Source organism: Armatimonadota bacterium (assembly GCA_018268395.1).
Classification (GTDB): domain Bacteria; phylum Armatimonadota; class Fimbriimonadia; order Fimbriimonadales; family Fimbriimonadaceae; genus JAEURO01.
Genome location: JAFDWQ010000005.1, coordinates 155,544 through 176,227 on the forward strand (window position 1 = coordinate 155,544; position 20,684 = coordinate 176,227).

Genomic DNA, 20,684 nt, shown 5'->3' on the forward strand with positions numbered 1-20,684 from the left:
GGTCACTCCCGGGTCAGGGCTTCGTCGAGGTTGAAAACGGCGTGGCAGACGGACGCATAAGCGGCGGCCTCGATGGGATCGAGCTTCGGGTCGCGAGGCGAATCTCCCTGTGACAAGTATGCGACCGCCTCGTCGGGATGCGCCCGAAAGCGCTCTTGCGAACGTGTCAGCCCGCGCTCCAGGACGTCCAGTTCGTCCGACCTCGGGATCCGTGAGCAAACCCTCCGGAACGCGTCGGCGAGCCGCTGGCGGGGCGACTTTGAGGCTTTCATCACCCGTTCGGCGAGCACGCGGCCCGCTTCGACCCACGTGACGTCGTTCAAAGTCGTCAAGGCGTGCATCGGAGTCGACGTCACGGTGTTCCGGACCGTGCACGCCTGGCGCGACGAGGCGTCGAACATGTTCCCAGGGGCGGCTGTCCTTCGCCAAAAGGTGTAAAGGCTGCGCCGATAGAGGTCGCGGCCGTGCGATTGCGGATACGTGAAATCGCGCTCTTTCGTGATCGCGAGCCCGTCCCAAATGTCTTTCGGCTGGTAGGGATAGACGGGCTTGCCGCCGGTCCTCAGGTCGAGGAGGCCGCTGGCGGCCAGAGCGGTGTCGCGGATGAAGAACGACGGCAGGCGGAACCGGGCACCCCGCGCCAACAAGCGGTTGGACGGGTCCTTCGCTAGCAGCTCGGGAGTCTGGCGCGACGACTGGCGGTACGTCGCGCTCGTCACGATCGTCCGCACCAGTTTCTTCACGCTCCAGCCCGATTCGCGGAACTCGACCGCGAGCCAGTCCAGCAACTCGGGATGGCTAGGCGGCTCACCTTGGACCCCGAAGTTCTCCGACGTCTTGACGAGCCCCGCACCGAAGAACGTCTGCCAGATCCGATTCACTTGGACACGCGCCGTCAAGGGGTTTTCGGCGCTGACGATCCAGCGAGCGAGGCCGAGCCGGTTCGCCGGTAAGTCGGCAGAAGATCGAGGCAGGGCGTCCGGCGTCCCGCAGGTCACGGCCTCGAGAGGCGACTCGTAGTTCCCTCGCGAGTAGACGTGGGTCTCTCGCGGCATCGCGTCGGACATCACCATCACACGGGGCGTCGCCGATCGGACGGCTTCGAGCCGCGCCGCTGCCGATTCAGCCAGGGCCTTGGCCGCGCGCAGCCTGGGCGGCGGTTCGAGGGTCAGGAACGTCTCCCGGGCCTGCTTCCTCCGTTGAACGTCTCGGCCCTCGGCCAGGGATCCGGCGATGCTGTCCGGTGCGGAAGTCCGATGGGCTTGGAACACGAAACCGCCGATGCCTCCTCCGTTCAAGATCTTGAGAAGGAGGTCGTTACGTCCTCTTCTTACGTCTACAATGGCGCGCTCTTGGTCAGGGGCCGCGCCACGGGTGGTCTTGACGGCCACGACAGGCCGACCGTTCCACCAGGCCTTCACCGCGTCGTCGCTTCCGAACGATAGCAAGACCTTCCGAGCGTCGGGCGAATCGAACCGACGGCGGAAGTAGAACGCGGTGTTCTCGCCTTCGAGAGGGTGGACGGTGCCGTCGATAACGTCCGACCGTTCCGTCCCTTGGAGGGAAGCGTCGGTCTCTGGGCTGAAAGCGCGGTCGTAAGCTTGATCGAACGAGTCGGCTTTGAAACGGCCAAGATCGATCCAGGCGCCAGGGACGAGCGGTCGAGTCTTGGCCTTCCGCTCGTCGCGGGCCGTCCGGTCGAGCCAGGCGTCGAACGCTCGGTCAAGCGAGGGATCCGACTGCACGGCTTTCAGCGCGTCGGCGGCCTTGGTCGCGGCCGCCTCGGCGTCCTGCAACGTCTTCAATTGTGCCGCGTCACCGGCGTAGATCCAAGGATCGGCGATCCGGTACTGGCCCGATCCCGCCGGGACACCCGTTTCCGGGACGTTGTTGAAGTACGCCATCAGCCGATAGAAGTCCTTCTGACTGACCGGGTCGTACTTGTGGTCGTGGCACCGGGCACAGGCCATGGTCAAACCGAGGAACGTCGTCGACGTCACGTCCACCCGGTCGAAGAGGACGACGTTCCGCTGTTCTTCCGGGATCGCGCCGCCCTCGCCGTTCAACATGTGGTTCCGGTTGAAGGCGGTGGCGACCCGTTGGCCGACCGTCGGCTTGGGGAAGAGGTCGCCGGCGATCTGTTCCATAGCGAACCTGTCGAACGGCATGTCGTCGTTGTAGGCCTGGACCACCCAGTCGCGCCAAACGTACTGGAAGGTGTCGCCGTCCTGCTGGAACCCGTTGCTGTCGGCATAGCGGGCCGCGTCGAGCCATGGGAGGGCCATGCGCTCACCGTAACGGGGGCTCTTCAGGAGCCGGTCGACGACTGTCTCGTAAGCCCTGTCCGACGGATCGGCGAGGAACGCGTCGACCTCCGTCAACGTCGGCGGAAGGCCCGTCAGGTCGAGCGTCAGGCGGCGGATCAACGTCGTCTTCTCGGCTTGCGGAGAGGGGCTAAGACCCTCTCGCTCCAGACGGTCCAGGACGAACGCGTCGACCGGATTACGGACCCATGCCCTGTTCCGCGTCAGGGGGACCGGTGGCCGGACGGGGGCGACGTACGACCAGGGTTTGGTGGAGGCCCCGCTCGGAGCCTTCGCGCCCGCCGCGATCCACTCGACGACCGCTCGGACCTTCTCGTCGCTGAGGGGGGCGAAACCCATGGGCATGCGCTCCATGCCGCCTTGACCGAGGATCCGTTGGACGAGGAGGCTTTCGGAAGGCTTGCCGGGCTTGACGGCCGGGCCGCTGTCGCCACCTTTCATCAAGCGTTCAAAGCTCCCAAGGTCGAGCCCTCCCGATGGCCCGTCGCTCGAATGGCACGAGACGCAGTGCGCTTTGAGGACGGGCTGGACGTCCCGGCCGAAGTCTGGCCCGTCGCTGGGCGGACCGGGGGGCTCGGCCGCGCCGCGCAGGAGGAGGCCTGCCAGGAAGACGCCGGCGGCGGCCGCCCGGACAAGTGCCGTCGCGGTCGGGTGTGCGGAACTCAGAACACGACGATACCTGCCGAGCCTGCTGTCCGCGATACGGGAGCCGAACCGTCGACCGAACGGTCGACCCGCAAAAACTCGGGCCGATTGTGCCCGGGAACCCTGTAAGAACGACCGGCCCGCACCGATGATACACACGGGCCCTCACAGGCCTCGGCGTCCAAGGACCGGACGTCGGACGGTGCGAACGGAGGCGCGGCAAGGAGACATTGACCGTGCGACCATTGGACGGCCTTTTCGGCCCAAAAAGCAGGAACCTGGAGCGTGCGCTCGGCCGCACGGCCCAGCGGCACGCCCTCTTGACGGAGAACCTGGCGAACGTCAACGTCCCCGGGTACCGCCGAAAGGACGTCGATTTCGGCATCGAACTCGAAAAGGCCACGGACGCTCAAGGCGGACTGGAACGGGTGAGGGCGAAGCTCGGGGCCCGGCCGTCGACGGCCGGCGGGGAAGTCCGTATCGACGGTAACGGCGTCGACTTGGAAAAGGAAGTCGCCGGCATCGGCGAGTCCGAACTGCGCTACGAACTCTTGACCGAGATCACGGGGAACTACTTCAGCGGGCTTCGGAACGTGATCCGGGAAGGTAGATGATGAACATCAATTCCGCACTCCGCTCGAGCTCTAGGGGGATGACGGCCGAGCGCTTCCGCATGGACGTGATCGCGTCCAACATCGCCAACGCGAACAGCGTCAAGACCAACGGCCAAGACCCGTACCGAAGGCGCGTCGTCGAGTTGACGACGACCGAGGACGGTGTCGAAGTCACGAAGATCGGGGAGGACGCGAGCGCGTTCCGCCGTGTCTACGAACCGGGCAACCCGGCCGCCGACGCGGACGATATGGTGACGTACAGCAACGTCGACCCACTGAAAGAGATGGTCGACATGATGTCCGCGACCCGCGCCTATGAGGCGAACATTGCAGCCTTCAACAGTGCCAAGGGCATGGAAAAAGCCGCTTTGAGCATCGGCAAGGTCTAAGAGTAGGGAACGGACATGAGGATCGACGGCGCCGCGAGCGCGGCAAAGAGCATAGCGAACCCACTGAACGGTCAGAAGGCGTCGGGCGACGACTTCGGCCAGATGTTGATGGACGCCATTAAGGACGTGAACGAAGTGCAGCAGAAATCTGAGGCGCTTCAGAACGACCTGATGGCGGGTCGACCGGTGGAGACCGCGAACCTGATGATCGCTATGCAACAAGCTTCGACGGCCATGAACCTGACCTTACAGGTCCGGAACAAGCTGCTCGAGGCCTATCAAGAGATCAGCAGGATGAACGTGTGACCGTAGAGGTCTGAGAACGCGAACGGTATCGAGAGTCTGCGACGTACCGCCCTCTTGGTGCCGTCAGCACTCAATGGCCTTTCGTGAGTCCGTCTCCCTGGCGACCCGTGTTCGGTTTGAACCGCCATGGGCGCATTGTTGAATCGTATTAAGGACTGGTGGCAAGGCGCTGACCGTACGCAGAAGTTGGTCAGCGTCTTCGGATCGTTGTTCCTCCTCGCATTGCTGGGAATGACGGGCTACTTCGCGAGCAAGCCGAAGATGCAGCCCGTCTATGCCGGCCTGAACCCCGCCGACCAGGGCATGGTCGTCGAGGAGCTCCGGAAGCGCGGCATCCCCGTCGAGATCGGGCCTTCGGGCGCGGTCCTCGTCCCGAGCACCCGCGTCGACGAAGTCCCGATGGTCCTCGCGACGGCAGGAAAGATGCCCTCGAGCGGGGACAAGGGCTCAGCCTGGCTCGACAACATGAACTGGCTCGGGACACCGGCCCAAGAACGCGAGCGGATCAAAGCGGGCAAGGAGAGCGAACTCGCCCGATCGATCATGACCCTCGAAGGCATCGAATCGGCGATCGTCCACATCAACTTTGGGAAGGACAGCGAGTTCATGGACGAAAAGGTCGCCCCGACCGCCGTCGTGAACATCAAGGAGTCCGGGCGCGGCGCGGTGAGACCGGAGCAGGCCAAGGCCATCGCACGGCTCATCCAGAACTCGGTACCCGGGCTGGGGCCGGAAGGCGTCAGCGTCATCAATTCGGCCGGCAGGCTCGTCTACGACGGACAAGAACAGAACTCCACGGAAGGCCTCGCTAACAAGAAGCTCGAGACCGAGACCGCAGAAGCCAAGCACCGCGAAGCCGATCTCCAACGCCGGCTCGACGTCGCGTTCGGTCCTGGCAACACCGTCGCGATGGTGCAGCTCGAACTCAACATGGACGCGGTGAGCCAGGACAAGACCGAACGGCTCCTTGGGGACAAGAAGGTCACGGGCGAATCTACGGAAACGCTCAACGATGCGAACGCCTCGGGCGCGGTCGGAGGAGCCACGGGCATCGACCCGAACACGCCCGGTGCACCCGCCACGGCGACAGGGCCGAACGGCAAGGTCGCGTACCAGAGCAGTACGAAAAGTATGGACTACCCGTCGACCGAAACGCACACGTCGACGAAGAAGGCCGCCGGTGAACTCGTCTCGATGACCGTCAGTGTCATCGCGAACAAGACGAAGGACAAGGACCCGACCGCCCAGATCCAGGCGGTCCTGGACGACTATCTCGGCGCGAAGAAGGGACAGCCCGGGTTCATCGCTTCCGTCCAAGCCGTCGAGTTCGACACATCGGCCCAAGCCGCCGAGAAGAAGGCCGCGGCTGCGGCAGCGGGCCAGGCACAGATGCAGCAGATCGTTTCGATGATGCCGATCGTCGCGTTGATGATCGTCGGGTTCATGGTCGCCAAAGCCATCGGCAAGATCCCGGGTCGGACCTTGACGATGGCCTTGCCGAACGGAGGCACGATGAACGTTCCGATGCCGGCCGTCGGGGCGGGCGAACAGGTCCCGGCGATGGAATCGGCAGCCCAGGGCGTCCTCCCCGAGCGGATGTTCACGAGCGTACAGCAGCTCGCCCAAACGGAACCGGAACTGGCCGAAGCCCTGAGCGCGATGGGCATCGACCACATCGACGACACCGTCGACGTCGAGGCGATCCGACAACGCATCGACCTCCCTCTTGAGCAGATCAAGAAGATGGCCCGCCAGAAGCCGCAGGCCGTAGCGATGTTACTGAAGAGTTGGCTGATGGAGGAACGGCGTTGAGACGGGCTGCGTCCGCCGAACTGAACACCCGCCAAAAGGCGGCGATCATCATGGCCGTCCTCGGGCCCGAGGCTGCGGCCGAGGTCCTCAAGCATTTGACCGAAGACCAGGTCGAAGCCATCTCGCTCGAGATGGCCCGGCTGGAGAAGGTCAGTCCCGACATCAGGTCCAACGTCGTCAGGGAGTTCCACGACATGGCCCAGGCGCAGGACTTCATCGCCGAAGGCGGCGTCGACAACGCCCGCAAGATCTTGGAGAAGGCGTTCGGCGAAGAGAACGCCGACCTGATGATCCGCAAGGTCGTCAACGCCATGCAGATCGTCCCGTTCGAGTTCCTCAAACGGACGGACCCGAACCAGCTTCTGAGCTTCATCCAAGACGAGCACCCGCAGACGATCGCCCTGATCCTGGCGTACATGCCGATCAACCAGGCCGGCATGATCCTGACCAAGCTCCCTCAAGAGCTTCGTGGGGAGGTCGCTGAGCGCATCGCCGTCATGGAGCAGGCATCGCCCGAGGTCATCCGCCGGGTCGAGGCGGTCCTGGAAAAGAAGATGTCCAACGTCATCTCGCAAGAGATGAGCAAGGCGGGCGGCCCTAAGGTGCTCGTCGACCTCCTGAACCGCGTCGACCGCCAGACCGAGCGCGTCATCCTCGACTCCTTGAGCGAGAACAACCCCGAGATGGCCGACACGGTCAAGAACATGATGTTCGTCTTCGAAGACATCGTGCAGCTCGACGACCGCGCCGTCCAATCCATCCTCAAGGAAGTCGACGTCAAAGAGCTCGCTACGGCCCTCAAGGGCGTGAGCCAGGAAGTCCAGGAGAAGGTGTTCGGCAACATGTCCGAACGCGCCATGAACATGCTCAAGGAAGACATGGAGTTCATGGGCCCGGTCAAGCTGCGGACGGTCGAAGAGTCGCAACAGAAGATCGTCGCGATCATCCGGCGCCTCGAAGAGTCCGGCGAGATCAGTATCGGACGCGGAGAGGAGGACGTCCTTGTCTAGACGGGTCGTCTTCGGCGGGTCGGGGGCTTCCGGTTTTACCGAGACGTTGTCCACGATCGAAGACGACGTCCTGGTCTCGGGCCGTCGGAGCGGTTCGGCCCGTTTGCAGGCGAACGCCCAAGCGATCTTCGACAAAGCCCGGGAGTCCGGCCTTGCCGAGGGCCGGGAGGCCGGACGCCAGCTCGGTTTCGAAGAGGGCTATGTCGAAGGGACGGAACGGGCCGGCGCCGATTTCGAGCGGGAGCATTCGGCCAGGTTGCTCGAGTTCTCCGAAGCCCTGGAGGGAGTCGTCGAACACGTCCGGAAGGCCGTGGAAGGGTGGTACGCGGCCGCGGAATCGTCGTTGCAGACGCTCGCCGTCGAGATCGCCCGCAGGGCCATTGCGCAGGAACTCGGACAGTCGCGGGAGAGCGTGCTGGACATCACGCGCCAGGCCCTTGCCGAAATCCGGCACGGAACGTCCGTCCGTATCCGGCTGAACCCGGTCGACTGCAGCATCTTGGAGTCGCGCCGTATGGACGTCTTAGGTGCGGCCGCGAACGTCGACGGCCTTGAAGTCGTCGCCGATCCGTCCGTCCTCGCCGGGTGTGTGATCGAAACGACGGGCGGGACGATCGATGCGACCGTCGAGGGCTACCTCGACCGGGTGGAAAGGGAGGCGGCTTGAAGGTCGCGTTCGAGAGGACGCGGTCGGCGGTCGAACGGACGACCCGGTTCGAAGTGCTCGGTCGCGTCTCCCAAGTCGTCGGCCTGGTCGTCGAATCAGACGGCCCATCGGCAAAGATCGGGGACCTCTGCTTCATCGAACCGGACAAAGAGGCCGGACCGGTCGCTTGCGAAGTCGTGGGCTTCCGCGGCGAGAGGGTCCTCCTGATGCCGCTCGGGGAAATGACGGGCGTACGGAGCGGCAGCCTGGTCCGGTCGACCGGAGACTGTCTCCGCGTCCCGGTCGGACGAGGGTTGCTCGGCAGGGTCTTGGACGGACTCGGTCGACCGATGGACGGCCTCGGGCCGCTCGAGAGCGAGACGTCTTATCCGAACATCGCCTCGCCGCCTAACGCCTTGGAGAGGCAGATGATCTCGACGCCGTTCCTGACGGGCGTGCGCGCGATCGACGGTCTGAACACTGTGGGCGTCGGCCAGCGGGTCGGCATCTTCGCCGGATCGGGCGTCGGGAAGAGCACCTTGCTCGGCATGATCGCCCGGCACGGCGACGCGGACGTCAACGTGATCGCGCTCGTCGGAGAACGCGGCCGTGAGGTCCGCGAGTTCTTGGCCAATGATTTGGGCCACGAAGGTCAGCGTAAGAGCGTCGTCGTCTGCGCGACCAGCGACGAGCCTGCGCTCGTCCGCATCAAAGCCAGCCTGACCGCGACGGCGATCGCAGAGTTCTACCGGGACCAGGGCCTCAACGTGATGTTGATGATGGACTCGGTCACGCGGTTCGCGATGGCGCAAAGGGAAGTCGGCCTGGCCGTCGGCGAACCACCCAGCACAAAGGGCTATACCCCCAGCGTCTTCGCGCTCTTACCGAGGCTCATGGAGCGCGCCGGATGTGGAAGGACGGGTGCGATCACAGCGTTCTATACGGTCCTTGTCGACGGCGACGATACGAACGAGCCGATCGCCGACGCGTCCAGGTCGATCTTGGACGGCCACCTGGTGCTCGACCGCAAACTGACGAGCCGGGGCCACTATCCGCCGATCAGCATCCTTCAAAGCCTGAGCAGGGTCATGCCGATGGTCACGGCCCCTGAGCACGTCCGGACGGCGAACGCCTTCCGGGAGCTGGCCGCGGCCTACGCCGACGTCGAAGACCTCGTGAGCGTCGGCGCATACAAGCCCGGGTCCCAGCCGCTGTCGGACAAAGCGATCGCCGTCTGGCCCCAGTTGACCGCCTTCTTGAAGCAGGACCGCGACGAAGCGAGCGCGTTCCCCGACACACGGCACCGAATGGAGGAGATCGTCAATGGCACAGTTCCGGTTTAGGTTCGAAAAGCTGCTCGAATATAGGACGTTACAGGAGAAGTGGGCTCAAGACGCCCACGTCGAAGCCATGGCCCGACAACGCGAATGCGAGCAAGAGATCGAGGCGTTGGTCCGACGGCGACAGGAAGCCATGACGGCGGGGACGTGCGGCCTCGAAGGCCGGTTGGCCCTCGACGGCTACCTGAACAGGCTGAGCGACGAGGCCGACGAGTTCCGTGCCGTCCTCGGTGTCTTGGAATCCGACGTCGAAAAGGCGCGAAACGAGTGGCTGAAGGCCAGGCAGGACAAACAGGCGATGGAAAAGCTCCGCGAGTCCGACCTCGCCGAATGGCAATTGGAGGAGAACCGTCGAGAGCAAGCAGAGCTCGACGAATGGGCCGTGATGCGGAGGGCGTCGTGACGATCGGTCCGAAGGGCTACGAAGCGACTCAACAACGGGTCAGCGAACTGCTCGCAAAAGTCCGGTCGATGAGGCAGGAACCAGTGGCGCCACGCCCCAGCCCGGTCCCGTCCCCGATCTCGGGCCGGATCGGAGGAGGCACGGGAGGCGGATCGTGGGACACCGACGGCGGCTTCGCACCGTTCGATCCGATGAGCGGAGGGACGTCGCTGGGCCGTTCGGACGAGAAGTACTCGGGTCTGCTCGAAGGGGCGGCCCGGCAAGCTGGGATCGACCCCTTGTTGCTCCGCTCCCTGGTCCAAGCCGAGAGCGATTTCGACCCGAAAGAGGTCTCGACCGCGGGCGCGATCGGCCTGACCCAGCTCATGCCTCAGACCGCCCGGCAACTCGGCGTGACCGATCCGTACGATCCGGCCCAGAACCTTCTCGGCGGCGCCCGCTACCTTGCGAGCATGCTCAAAGAGTTCGGAGGCGACGAAAGACTGGCGCTCGCCGCGTACAATGCCGGCCCCGGGGCGGTCAAACGGTTCGGTGGGATCCCGCCCTATTCCGAAACACAGAACTACGTCCGCAAAGTCATGGCGCAGGTCGAGGCGCTTAGAGGTCGACGCTGATGGCCAAAGGTGGGAAAAAGGGCGGCAAGAAGCTCTTGCTCCTCGTGTTGCCGGTGATCGTCCTCGGTGGCGGCTTCGTCGGACTGGCGGTGACAGGGATCGTCAAAGTTCCCGGTCTGACGCCGAAGAAACCTCAGGTCAAGCCGATGTACGGTGAGACGGCCAAGAAAGACGAAGCTCCCAAGAAGGAGCCTGAAAAGCCGAAGGCGAAGCCGGACGACAAACCTGCGGTCGCTGCGGCCCCGCCTCCGAAAATCGACGCCGAGGCGGGCGCGAAGAAGGTCGGTCAACTTTGGAACGGCGTCCCGACGCCCCAACTCGTCGAGATCGTGAAGTCGTACAAAGACGACGAACTGGCCAAAGTCCTTGTCTTGATGGATCCCGAGAAAGTCGCGGAACTCTTAGCGGCCGTCGACGCCAAGCGCTCCGCCAAGCTCAGCAAAGAGCTTCAGAAAGTCGCTTCGATCGTCAAGGACGAGAAGGAGTCCTGATTCAGGCGCCTTCGGAACGAGGTTCGTCGCGGCGGGATTCGTCCCGACGGGCCGGCTCGTCGTCGTTCAGGCTCTGACGCATCTTGTCTTTGCCTTCCTTGATGCCTTCTTGGAACTCGCTCACGCTACGTCCGACTCCACGGGCGAGTTGCGGGATCTTAGCGCCGCCGAAGAGCAACAGGATCACCAAGAGCACGATCAGCCACTCTTGCCCCGCGAAGATCGACGCCTGCGCGTCCAAGATCCAAGTCAATTGTCCGATCATGGTTACCTCTGATTATACGTCGCTCGCGGGCAGGTCGTCGCCCATCTGGGGACCTCGCGTCATTGATCCGCGCCTTCTCCACCTTTGTCGGTCGATCCTGACGAGCCTTTATCCGTCCCTTTGCCGGGTGTCAAGGCATCGTCCGGACTGAATTCGAACGAACTTGACGATGACGAGGACGTTTCCATGGGGTCTTTCGAGCCTTCGATGTAGAAAATGATCCAGTCCCGCTGTTCGTCCATGAACTTCGGCCGCTTGGCTTTCGGCTGTTCGAAGTACTTCATGTGGACGTTCTGGCCCGTCGTCTGGGTCTCGAAGAACATCACCGTCTTCGTCGGCTCTTTGAACGATGCGACGGGCTTGTCCGCGATCTCGGAGTTGTAAGCGATGCCGGTCTTGACCCCGTCGGACTCGCATTCGAGAGGCTCGCCGGCCGCGGGCGGCCCCATCATCTGCCGAAGCTGCTTCGAATCGAGTTCTTTGTCGATCTTGGCCACAAGCCGCTCGTAGTACGGCTTGATGTCGTCCTGCCACGTCTCGGCTTTCGGGAACTTACCGCCGTGCTCCTTCGCATAGGCCAGGGTCGCGTCGTGCGCGGTCTTGAACATGACGGCGCACCGCAACGTCGCCGTGCCCTGGTTGAACACGTTCTTGAAGAAGAACGCTCCGACGGCGCACGCGACGACGCAGAGCAACAGCACCATGACGACCGCGATCAGGCACGCCTTGTTCGCCGAACTCGTGGCAGGGGCTTGTGGCGGCGCGGGCGCTTGAAACGGGGGCGGGGTGGCGGCCATGTTCCGTACGATCTTACTTGAGTCTGCCAAACTCGGTTGCAGGGTCGCATGGACATCACTTCACGGAGGCACTTGCCGAACGTCGACGCGCTCGCCGCCAGGCTGGAAGCGCGGGGTGTCCCGGCCCGAGTCCGGATCCGCGCAGCCCAAGAAGCGGTCGCACGGTCCAGGTTGACCCTGGCCGAAGGGAAGGCCCTGACGTTCAGCGAGCTTGTCGACTTGGCGGAATCCTTATGCGACCGCTTCGAGCGCGCAAGCGGACAGCCCGCCGTGAACATGTCGGGGACCGTGCTTCACACAGGACTCGGACGGGCCCGGTTCGACCGTGGCTCCGTCGACGCTGTCCGAGAAGCGGCCGAATCCCACGTGTTGCTCGAACTGGACTGGGAGCACGGGGGCCGCGGTGACCGGCTCGAGAGCGTCCGAAGACGGCTCGTCGCGCTGACGGGCGCCGAAGACGCCTTCGTCGTCAACAATTGCGCCGCCGCGGTCCTGTTGGCCCTCAGGACGCACTGTGCCGGGCGGGACGTCTTGCTGTCGCACGGACAGATGGTCGAGATCGGGGGATCGTTCCGAATGCCGGACGTCGTCCTGGAATCCGGGTGCCGCCTCGTCGGGCTGGGTTGCACGAACAAGACCCGACTGAGCGATTACGAGCGAGCGTGGTCGGACGAGACCGCGGCGGTCCTCCGGTGCCACCCTTCCAACTTTCGGATCGTAGGCTTCACCGAGGAGCCTTCGGCGCGGGACCTGGCCGCCTGGGCCCATGGTCGGGGCGCGATCTTGATCGACGACGTCGGGCACGGATGTCTCGTCGATACGACCGGATTCGGCCTTCCCAAAGAGCGGACGTTGCGCGAAGCGGTCGCGGACGGCGCCGACCTCGTCCTCTCCAGCGGCGACAAGCTCCTGGGCGGCCCGCAGGCCGGTCTCGTCCTCGGCACCCGGGCGTGCGTCGAAGCGATGACCCGGCACCCTCTGGCCCGCGCGCTCCGGGTCGACAAGTTGACTTTGGCGGCCCTGTCCCATGTCCTCGAAACCTACGAGGAGGGAAGGGCGCAGACCTTGCCGACCTGGCGCGCGGCTGCCAAAGGCCTCTCGACGGTCAAGCGCGAAGCGCAAGCCCTTGCGCGCGCCTACCCGGGCCCGGCCGTCGTCGAGCCAGGAGAAACGGAGATGGGCGGCGGCTCGATGCCGGGCTACGGTATCAAGACCTGGAGGGTCGGACTACACTCCCCTTCTCCAGACGTCCTCCTGACCCGGTTGCGGCAGTCCCGACCGTCCGTGATCGGGCGGATCGAGAAGGGCCTGGTCTGGCTGGACCCGAGGACGGCAGAATCGGACGAAGTGAAGACCGTCTGTGCGATCTTGAAGGGGCTGACGACGTGACGACGGACGACAGGGGCGTCGTCGACCTCTACGATTCGTTCAACGACACCGTCCGCGCGCTCGTCCAGGCCCTCGACCTCCACGAACCAGGCGAGGGGGGGCACTCCGAACGGGTGTCGGTCTATGCCACGGCGATGGGGCAGGAACTCGGCATGACGTTCGACGACCTGCTCGACCTTCGAAGGGCGGCCGCCCTCCACGATATCGGCAAGATCTCCGTGAGTCAAGCCACCCTCCGCAAGTTGGGAGATCTTGAAGAGGGCGAACTCGAAGAACTCCGTTCCCACGCTCTGATGGCCTTGAAGATCGTCGGATCGTTCGAATGGCTGAGACCGACCGTCCCCATGATCCAACACCACCACGAACGGTGGGACGGGTCCGGTTATCCGGACGGGCTGGCAGGGGAAGACATTCCCCTCGGCGCCCGGATCATCGGTGTCGCCGAGGCGTTCGACGTCCTGGTCACGGGGTCGCCATGGAGGCGGCACGTCACGGACCCCGAAGCGCTCGAGGAACTTCAACGGTGCTCCGGCGCACAGTTCGACCCTCAGGTCGTCGACGCGCTCGTGAAAGTCCAGCCCTTGATCCAGCCCGTCGGCCGAAGCTAACCCGCCTTCTCGGCGAGCAGTTCTTTGACCTTCGTCTCCGTGTCCCGGTCGGCGTCGACGTACCGTAGGACGCCTTTGCGGTCGATCAGGAACCACGTCGGGAACGCGTTGACGCCCCACGACAGTGCGAACGGGCTCGACCAGCCGCCGCCCTCGAAGACGTGGTTGAAGTCCAGCTTGTAGTCGTGGACGAAGTCGAGGAACTTCTGCTTGTCGTCCTCGTCGTCCATCCCCACGCTCATGACGGCGAGTCCTTCGTGCTCGTGCCGGAACCAGATCTTCTTGACCTCTCGAGCTTGGGTCTTGCAAGGTTCCAACCGTGAGTTCCAGAAGAAAAGCAGCAGCACCTTGCCCACGTAGTCCTTCTCGCTCAAGTCCTTGTCGTCTTTCGCGTTCTTGAGCGCGAACGAGAACGGTTGGCCGATCTGTTCGAACCTGTGGGCCTTGCCTTTGTAGAAACCGATGCTCGGATGGTCCGGATAGCTCGTGAGCAGTCGTCCATAGAGCGCGCGCGACGAGACAGGGTCTTTGCCCGCTTCCGCAAGGATGTCGTAGAGCTTGGCCCCACGGACGTCTTGAGGGTACTGCTCGGTGAACTCCTCGGCAAGGCGCATGCCTGTCAAGATCATGTCCCGGCGTTCGCGGTCGTCGGACGGTGCCTTGACGCTGTCGAGGAAGATCAACCGGTTCCAGACCACGTTCATCCGGTAGTACGCGCGCCAATAGTGGCCCATCGTCACGACCCATTCCGGTGGTCGGTTGACGAGCAGGCTGTCGATCGCGAGGACGGCCTTAGGCACCCGGGCGTCCGTGCAAGGGACGGTGCCGCCGCCCAGGTTCTGGTACCACTCGTCCATGAGGGGCCGGGCCCGCTCGTGGTCGGGATAGTTCTTGACGAACTCCCAGATGTACTCGTTCCGCTTCTCCAGGTAGCGGAGGAACCCGATCAGCCACTTGTAGCGGAACTCGCCGTCGCTCTTGTCTTCTGTGTACGCCGGCGGCTTGTAAGCGTCGATCCGACCGAGCATGGCCTCGGCAGAGTTGACCTTTTCGTCCTGTCCGGACAGCCCGAGCGGCGCGACCGCAAGGGCGAAGAGCACTGCGGCGAACGGCATGTGGGTGTAGACGGACGGCCCGTCTCCGACGTTTCGGGTTTCGGCCCTCGAAAGCTTCACAGCCGGCGTCGGCCGACGTCCGGCACCCGGGCCCCGCACGGCCGGACTTGGTAACCTCGCCCGCATGAGCAGCCTCGCCGCCTTGAAGTCCCGACTCGCCGACGTGAACGCGCTGAACGCCGCGATCGCGATGATGGACTGGGACCAGCAGACGTACATGCCGCACGGAGCGGGCAACGCTCGGGCGCAGCACAGCAGCATCCTCAGCCGCATGGCGCACGAGACGTTCACGGCGGACGAGACCCGAGCGCTCCTCGACAAGGCGGTCGCAGAAGGAGGCGACGAGGACGAGACCGCAATGATGCGCGTGGTGCGCCGCGACCTCGACCTCGCCACGAAGATCCCGTCGAGCCTCGTCGAAGAAAAGTCGAAACTGGCGGCGTTGGGCCACGAGGCCTGGGTCAAAGCCCGCGCGAACAACGATTTCGCCTCGTTCGCGCCGCACCTGGAAAGGCTCTTCGACATCTGCCGGAAAGAGGCCGAGTGCCTGGGCTATACCGACCACGTCTACGACGCCCTGACCGACCTCTACGAAGAGGGCGCGACCAAGGCGAAGTGGGACGCGATGTTCGGCGCGGTCCGTCAGCCGCTCGTCGACCTCGTCCGACGCATCCAAGAGAGGGGCGCCCAGCCGGACGACGCGTTCCTGTACGGGAAATGGGACGTCAAGGCGCAGTCCGAGTTCACGGAAATGCTGGCGAAAGCGGTCGGGTTCGACTTCGACCGCGGACGCCAGGACACCGCCGCCCACCCGTTTTGCGGAGGATGGTCGGTCAACGACGTCCGGTTGACGACGCGCTACAAGGACTATCTCGCCTCCGCGATTTTCGGCACGCTCCATGAAGCCGGACACGGCATGTACGAGCAAGGCTCGCCGCAAGCGTGGGACATGACCCCGCTCGCCGGAGGCGTCTCGCTCGGGGTCCACGAAAGCCAAAGCCGCACGTGGGAGAACATCGTCGGACGTTCGCGCGCGTTCTGGTCGAAGTTCCTGCCCGACCTGAAAGCGAAGTTCCCGTCGCTGCCAGACGTCGACTTGGAGACGTTCTACCGGGCCGTGAACAAAGTCCAGCCGTCGCTCATCCGCGTCGAAGCTGACGAGGTCACCTACAACCTCCACATCATGGTCCGCTATGAGGTCGAGTGCGCGATCCTCACGGGTGCGCTCGCCGTCCGCGACCTTCCCGACTTCTGGAACAGCAAGTACGAGGAATACCTCGGCGTCACGCCTCCGGACGACGCGCGGGGTTGCCTCCAGGACGTCCACTGGAGTGCAGGTTCGGTCGGCTACTTCCCAACGTACTCGATGGGGAACCTCCTCAGCTACCAGATCTGGGAGAAACTCGCCGCCGACCTCGGCGACGTCGACGCTTTGATGTCGAAGGGCGAGTTCGCGCCCGTCTTAGAGTGGCTCCAGAAGAAGGTTTACCGGGCGGGACGCAAGTTCCGTCCTGCCGAGCTGATGGAGTCGGTCACGGGCCGGGCCCTCGACCCGCAGCCGTACCTCAAAGGCATCACCGCGAAGTACGAAGCGATCTACGGACTCGAACCCGCCCTGGCCTGACGCGCGTCACTCTTCGAAGTCGTCGCGTTCGGCGTCGAGGTCGTTCGGCTCGGCGTACATCGGCGGCAACATCGAGTCCAACCGGTCGCGACGGAGTTCCGGCTCGCGTCGCGGCCGTTCGGCTTCGTCCTCGTCGTCGACGTCGTCGAGCGGGCCGGTCTCTCGTTGCAAGAGCCGGTCGAGCGCTCCGCCCGCATCGTGGTCGCGCGAGCCCATGACCCCGGCTTCCGTCAGCCCGTGCAGGCCGAGCCCTTCCTCGTCACCCAGGCCGAGGCCGCCGTTCTCTTGGGTCGGGCCGGCTTGTCCGTTGTCTTCCCGGTCTTCCGGGCTCAGGGGCGCTTGCCAGCGGTCGCCCGCCACGCCGAGTTCCTCCGGTTCGACCCCCTCGATGGGGCTTAACCAATTGGAGGCCATGTCTTTCGGTGCGTCTTCCATGTCGTCGTCGTCGTCTTCGATCGGGGTCGGGTCGTCCCAGACGTCCGCAGGCCGTTCCATGCTGTCCAAAGTGTCTCCTCCTGCGTCTTTCTACGTCCGTGGACGACGGGTGTGGCGTCGTTCTTGGAGGGCTTTCAGTAGGCCGGAGGAGAATAGACGTTGAGCGTACGGAGCGGGGATGGGCCCGTGTTCCGGATCTGGTGGTCTTCGCCCGCGCGGATGAGAACGGTGTCCCCTTGGGCCAAGACCACGGTCTCGCCCGAAACGACCGCCTCGCCCGTCCCAGCGGTGACGGTCAGGACTTGGTCCGAACCAGGATGCTCCGTTCCGTAAGCGCCGGAGTCTTGCCCAGGAAGGACGGTCATGACCGCGACCTGGCACGTCTCTCCCGTCGCGAGGACGGTGAAAGCGTCGTTCCTCGTCCGCAGGTCCAGACCGCTCAGCCGACGGGGCGCGGGCGGCACGTCGTCCATGGCTTGCTGCAAGTCCTGACGGGCGTCAGGGTCGGAACCTTGACGGCCCTGATGGAGCGTCTGCCAAGGCGTCCCCGTGTCCGGGAGCGCGCCGGTGAGCGGGTCGACCGCCGCCAGCTCGGGCCGGAACCCTTCATAGAGGCTGCGCTCGTCTTCACCGAAAACGGCGTCCTGCGGGAAGGTCCGGGTCGTCGAAGTCTTGTCCATTGCCCCTCACGACGCCGCGACGTGCAAGAAACGCGTTAGAGCCGTTCCTTTTCCCGCCTGCCCGTCAACCGCTCGACGCTCACAGCGAGGATGACCGCCGACCCGATGATCACCCACTCGTACTTCGAGTCCCAATGGAGCGTGACGACGCCCTGCCGGAACAGCATGATCAAGAGCGCGCCGAGAGCGGCGCCGAACGCCGTCCCCCGGCCACCGAGCAGGCTGACCCCGCCGACGACCGCCGCCGCGATCGCATAGAGCTCGTAACCTTGACCGTCCGAACAAGACGCCGAACCGTAGTACGACGCACCGAGGAAGGCGGCCAGCCCGGCGCAGAGCCCGCACAGCGCGTGCGCCCCGACAATGACGCGCGGAACGCGGATTCCGGAGAGTCCGGCGGCTTCTCGGTTGCCCCCCGTCGCATAGAGGTCGCGCCCGGCGACGGTCCGTGAGAGGTAGACGCCGACGATGACGACCGTCGCGACCATGACGAGCAGCGGGACCGGGTGCAGGTCCTTCCGGAGCCAGAGACTGGACTTGACGGCACCGACGACCGCGTCCGGCATCAGGACGCTCTCCGCCTTGCTGGTCGTGAACGCCAGCCCGCGATAGATCCACATCGTGCCGAGGGTCACGACGAACGGATGGACTCCGAGGTTGGTGACGAGGACGCCGTTGACCAGGCCGCACACGAGTCCGATCGCGAGGCAAAGGACCAAAGCGGCGGCGACCGCCGCCCCAGGAGGCCAGCCCGGCGCGCCCAGCGTGCGGAGGGCCATCGCCGTCCAGACCCCGCTGAGCGCATAGGTGGAGCCGACGCTCAGGTCGATCCCGCCCGTGACGATGACAAGGCCGATCCCTACGGCCAGGACGGCGAAGAAGCTCGTGTCGGTCAGGGTCTGGAAGACCGTCCCCGCGTTAAGGAAACCGTTGACCGTGCGCCCGGTCATCCGGTCGACGTGGGAGCCGGCCAGGGCCGTCACCGCGACCGTGACGGCGAGGATGACGCCGACGAGCCCGGCCTGGGGAAAGCGCGCGCCGACCTTCGCGAGACCCATCGTTGGCCCGGCAGGATACCGGTCGGCCCGCGGAACTTCGTCGTGAGCGAGGGCAAAGCTCCTCTTCGGGACGGACAAAGAGCAGCTCTGGAAAGGAAGAACGATGCTTCAGAAAGGAAAAAAGAAGCTTCAGAAAGCAAAAAAGGTTCTTCAGGAATGAATAAAGAAGCTTCAAAAATGAAAAAAGGTTCTTCAGGAATGAAAAAAGAAGCTTCAGGAATGAAAAAAGGTCCTTCAGGAATGAAAAAGGAAGCTTCAAAAATGAAAAAAGGTTCTTCAGGAATGAAAGAGGGTGGTTCAGAAGAGGAGAAAGGTGCTCTAGATAGGAACGATCGCCTCTCAAACCGCGCCGCTCAGGTTCAAACGATGTGCCGGCAGGTGGTTTTCGGCCGGGTGGCCCGGTCTGGCAACGGCGTCCACGCCTCATCACGCCGGACACGAGACCGTTGCAGACCGGGTCAAGGACGCCGCATTAGACGGGCCGGTGAAGCCGCGCGTTGTGAGTCGGTGCGGACGAAGCCTCCAGACTCGGTTCGGCGGCGTGCGGTGTGAGGTGGTGTCCGGAGTCTGGAGGCAGCAAATGGAGACGGACACTGAGATCCCCATTCACCTGTGCCACCAGGCGGTCGGTCACCTGAGTCCTGCCACACGCCGCCGAAAGGAACTGTCACAGAGTCCCCTGTCACCGACGGAGCCGGAAGACGGTCTTGATGTTGTTCCGACCATCCAGATCCAGCACGACCCCGACGACACCCAAGGGGCAGAGGCCAACACCGTGGGGTTTTCCGTCGATCGTGCCGACGTACAGGAATACCCACCAGCCTTCTGTCATCACGAAGTCCCCCACCTCAACTTTGGCGCGAGGTCCGAGATCCTCGGCGGCACGGCTAAAGTCGGCCACGTCGACGCCGGGCTTCGCCAGCGGATAGTCACTTCTTGCCAGGACATGCGCAAAGAAGCCCCGCGGAACGAACTCGTCGGCCGACCTGTCGGGATGAGGCTTCCACCGGATCTGACGTTCCTGTGCGTCGTAAATCAGGTTGCAGGCCGTCAGCAGCCGCCTGTCGACGTTCGCCGCGTTTAGCGCCGCCAACGCCTGTTGGCGATGAACGGGCGACAGATCCAGGTCGGCAGTGGTCTCAAGGACCCATCGATTGGCACCATCGTTGTTATCGTCATTGATCCCGCTCAGGCGACCCCAGACGTCTGCTGCATCCTTCACGAGCGCTTTCGCCTCGTCACCGGTTATGTCTCGCTTGTTGGAGAACCGGGAAAGGACGGTACCCACCTGATTCAGGTCTTGCCTAGCTAGGAGATTGAAGGCCTCTGCCGTGCGGCCGAACTGCTCGGCCTTGTACTTCGACCAAGAAGCTCTGCGGTCCCAGTCTTCGAGTTGCAATTGTAGCGCCCGAAGCTTCTGCCTTGACTCCTCAAGCTGCTGCTTCGACGCCTTAAGTTGGTCTTGTGTCTGATGAAGGTGGGAGATAGCTTGCTCAGCTTGTCGGCCGATGAAGGCGAACGATCCGAGAGCAGTCGCAATGGCCATTACCAAGAGTGTGCCAAACCCAAGTGCCACAATGGATTGGGCCCGTTGACGCCTTTCTTGTCTCGCGACAACTTCCTCTACCACAGAATTCTTCTCGTCCATGATCACTGCTTCCTAGACCTATTTGCCTCCGCGGCCCATCGACATCAACGGTTTCCAGGAACCTGCCCCGTCCAGGCCGTCCATGTCTTTCAACGCCTTTTCGTTGAGCCCGGCCAGAACCTTGGCGGGCATGTTCGGAATCTGAGAGATCTGATCTCGGTAGTCCAGGATCTTCCGGACGTGCCTGATGATCAGGGGAGCCAAGTAACAGAAAGGAACCACTGAGATCGAAAAGGTGCCGAGGTTGAAAGCTGCGAGGATCGGGCCTAATTTCGGGCTGACTTGCATTGCCGAAACGGTGCTAGAGGCGACCAGGATAACGAGCACTGCCGCCTTCTCATAGGCGGCGCGCCGATGCCTCCGCATCGCCAAGTTGAACAAAAGACCCTTTTCCTCTTCCGTCGCCATCTGCGCGCCGGTGGAATTCTAGCATAGCCAAATGTAGCCGCTGGCGCGCGAAGAAAGGATCGG

General features: G+C 63.9%; 23 protein-coding genes. 14 read left to right on the forward strand and 9 right to left on the reverse strand.

Translation table 11 applies throughout. The features are described from left to right. Positions 1-2: 2 nt before the first annotated feature. Positions 3-3,128, reverse strand: coding sequence for a PSD1 domain-containing protein (locus tag JST30_10375; GenBank protein ID MBS1714727.1), 3,126 nt, complete (start codon positions 3,126-3,128; stop codon positions 3-5). A 77-nt stretch (positions 3,129-3,205) separates the two neighbouring features. On the opposite strand from JST30_10375, the gene flgB reads away from it, so the two are divergent. The 10 genes from flgB to JST30_10425 all read left to right on the forward strand — a co-directional run bounded on the left by flgB (position 3,206) and on the right by JST30_10425 (position 10,594). Next, positions 3,206-3,583 carry a flagellar basal body rod protein FlgB gene (gene flgB / locus JST30_10380; protein ID MBS1714728.1) on the forward strand — a complete coding sequence of 126 codons (378 nt, stop codon included), beginning with the start codon at positions 3,206-3,208 and terminating at the stop codon, positions 3,581-3,583. Further along, positions 3,583-3,972 (forward strand): flagellar basal body rod protein FlgC, encoded by a 390-nt coding sequence (gene flgC, locus JST30_10385; protein ID MBS1714729.1) that lies wholly within the window; start codon positions 3,583-3,585, stop codon positions 3,970-3,972. Before flgB ends, flgC begins: the two co-directional genes overlap by 1 nt. Before the next feature lie 15 nt (positions 3,973-3,987). Then, entirely contained in the window at positions 3,988-4,278 is a 291-nt protein-coding gene (gene fliE, locus JST30_10390; GenBank protein MBS1714730.1) for a flagellar hook-basal body complex protein FliE, read from the forward strand. A 138-nt stretch (positions 4,279-4,416) separates the two neighbouring features. Then, complete coding sequence (locus JST30_10395; protein MBS1714731.1) at positions 4,417-6,090, forward strand: hypothetical protein; 1,674 nt, start codon at positions 4,417-4,419, stop codon at positions 6,088-6,090. A gap of 50 nt (positions 6,091-6,140) precedes the next feature. Continuing rightward, on the forward strand, positions 6,141-7,100 hold the full coding sequence (gene fliG / locus JST30_10400; GenBank protein ID MBS1714732.1) for a flagellar motor switch protein FliG: 960 nt from the start codon (positions 6,141-6,143) through the stop codon (positions 7,098-7,100). After that, positions 7,093-7,767: a hypothetical protein gene (locus JST30_10405; protein ID MBS1714733.1), complete on the forward strand. Its 675-nt coding sequence runs from the start codon at positions 7,093-7,095 to the stop codon at positions 7,765-7,767. Before fliG ends, JST30_10405 begins: the two co-directional genes overlap by 8 nt. After that, complete coding sequence (locus tag JST30_10410; GenBank protein ID MBS1714734.1) at positions 7,764-9,089, forward strand: FliI/YscN family ATPase; 1,326 nt, start codon at positions 7,764-7,766, stop codon at positions 9,087-9,089. The genes JST30_10405 and JST30_10410 overlap by 4 nt, the downstream gene beginning before the upstream one ends. Next, complete coding sequence (gene fliJ, locus JST30_10415; protein MBS1714735.1) at positions 9,070-9,489, forward strand: flagellar export protein FliJ; 420 nt, start codon at positions 9,070-9,072, stop codon at positions 9,487-9,489. Before JST30_10410 ends, fliJ begins: the two co-directional genes overlap by 20 nt. 191 nt (positions 9,490-9,680) lie before the next feature. Beyond that, the gene (locus JST30_10420) at positions 9,681-10,103 is read left to right on the forward strand and encodes a lytic transglycosylase domain-containing protein (GenBank protein MBS1714736.1); all 423 of its coding nucleotides are present in this window, start codon (positions 9,681-9,683) and stop codon (positions 10,101-10,103) included. Continuing rightward, a complete protein-coding gene (locus tag JST30_10425) occupies positions 10,103-10,594 on the forward strand; it encodes a hypothetical protein (protein ID MBS1714737.1) in 492 nt (163 codons plus the stop codon). Before JST30_10420 ends, JST30_10425 begins: the two co-directional genes overlap by 1 nt. A gap of 1 nt (position 10,595) precedes the next feature. On the opposite strand, the gene tatA is transcribed toward JST30_10425, so the two are convergent. Beyond that, on the reverse strand, positions 10,596-10,859 hold the full coding sequence (gene tatA / locus JST30_10430; protein ID MBS1714738.1) for a twin-arginine translocase TatA/TatE family subunit: 264 nt from the start codon (positions 10,857-10,859) through the stop codon (positions 10,596-10,598). A gap of 59 nt (positions 10,860-10,918) precedes the next feature. Further along, positions 10,919-11,656 carry a hypothetical protein gene (locus JST30_10435; protein MBS1714739.1) on the reverse strand — a complete coding sequence of 246 codons (738 nt, stop codon included), beginning with the start codon at positions 11,654-11,656 and terminating at the stop codon, positions 10,919-10,921. A 48-nt stretch (positions 11,657-11,704) separates the two neighbouring features. Between JST30_10435 and JST30_10440 the strand changes: the two genes are divergently transcribed. Next, positions 11,705-13,045, forward strand: a complete 1,341-nt coding sequence (locus JST30_10440; GenBank protein ID MBS1714740.1) for an L-seryl-tRNA(Sec) selenium transferase — start codon at positions 11,705-11,707, stop codon at positions 13,043-13,045. Further along, complete coding sequence (locus JST30_10445; protein MBS1714741.1) at positions 13,042-13,653, forward strand: HD domain-containing protein; 612 nt, start codon at positions 13,042-13,044, stop codon at positions 13,651-13,653. The genes JST30_10440 and JST30_10445 overlap by 4 nt, the downstream gene beginning before the upstream one ends. On the opposite strand, the gene JST30_10450 is transcribed toward JST30_10445, so the two are convergent. Then, the gene (locus JST30_10450) at positions 13,650-14,828 is read right to left on the reverse strand and encodes a TlpA family protein disulfide reductase (protein ID MBS1714742.1); all 1,179 of its coding nucleotides are present in this window, start codon (positions 14,826-14,828) and stop codon (positions 13,650-13,652) included. The genes JST30_10445 and JST30_10450 overlap by 4 nt on opposite strands. A 64-nt stretch (positions 14,829-14,892) precedes the next feature. Here JST30_10450 and JST30_10455 point away from each other — a divergent pair, with 64 nt between their 5' ends. Continuing rightward, positions 14,893-16,392 (forward strand): carboxypeptidase M32, encoded by a 1,500-nt coding sequence (locus JST30_10455; GenBank protein MBS1714743.1) that lies wholly within the window; start codon positions 14,893-14,895, stop codon positions 16,390-16,392. A gap of 6 nt (positions 16,393-16,398) precedes the next feature. On the opposite strand, the gene JST30_10460 is transcribed toward JST30_10455, so the two are convergent. From JST30_10460 to JST30_10470, 3 genes are all read right to left on the reverse strand, one after another. Then, positions 16,399-16,887, reverse strand: coding sequence for a hypothetical protein (locus JST30_10460; protein MBS1714744.1), 489 nt, complete (start codon positions 16,885-16,887; stop codon positions 16,399-16,401). Between the two features lie 74 nt (positions 16,888-16,961). Then, a complete protein-coding gene (locus tag JST30_10465) occupies positions 16,962-17,300 on the reverse strand; it encodes a cupin domain-containing protein (protein MBS1714745.1) in 339 nt (112 codons plus the stop codon). 242 nt (positions 17,301-17,542) lie between these two features. After that, the gene (locus tag JST30_10470; protein ID MBS1714746.1) at positions 17,543-18,565 is read right to left on the reverse strand and encodes an ABC transporter permease; all 1,023 of its coding nucleotides are present in this window, start codon (positions 18,563-18,565) and stop codon (positions 17,543-17,545) included. Positions 18,566-18,607: 42 nt separating this feature from the next. Between JST30_10470 and JST30_10475 the strand changes: the two genes are divergently transcribed. After that, positions 18,608-19,117 carry a hypothetical protein gene (locus JST30_10475; GenBank protein ID MBS1714747.1) on the forward strand — a complete coding sequence of 170 codons (510 nt, stop codon included), beginning with the start codon at positions 18,608-18,610 and terminating at the stop codon, positions 19,115-19,117. A gap of 130 nt (positions 19,118-19,247) precedes the next feature. Here the strand turns inward: JST30_10475 and JST30_10480 are convergent, their stop codons facing one another. Both JST30_10480 and JST30_10485 read right to left on the reverse strand, forming a co-directional pair. Then, positions 19,248-20,111, reverse strand: coding sequence for a hypothetical protein (locus JST30_10480; GenBank protein MBS1714748.1), 864 nt, complete (start codon positions 20,109-20,111; stop codon positions 19,248-19,250). 120 nt (positions 20,112-20,231) lie between these two features. Beyond that, complete coding sequence (locus JST30_10485) at positions 20,232-20,579, reverse strand: hypothetical protein (protein ID MBS1714749.1); 348 nt, start codon at positions 20,577-20,579, stop codon at positions 20,232-20,234. Positions 20,580-20,684 lie beyond the last annotated feature (105 nt).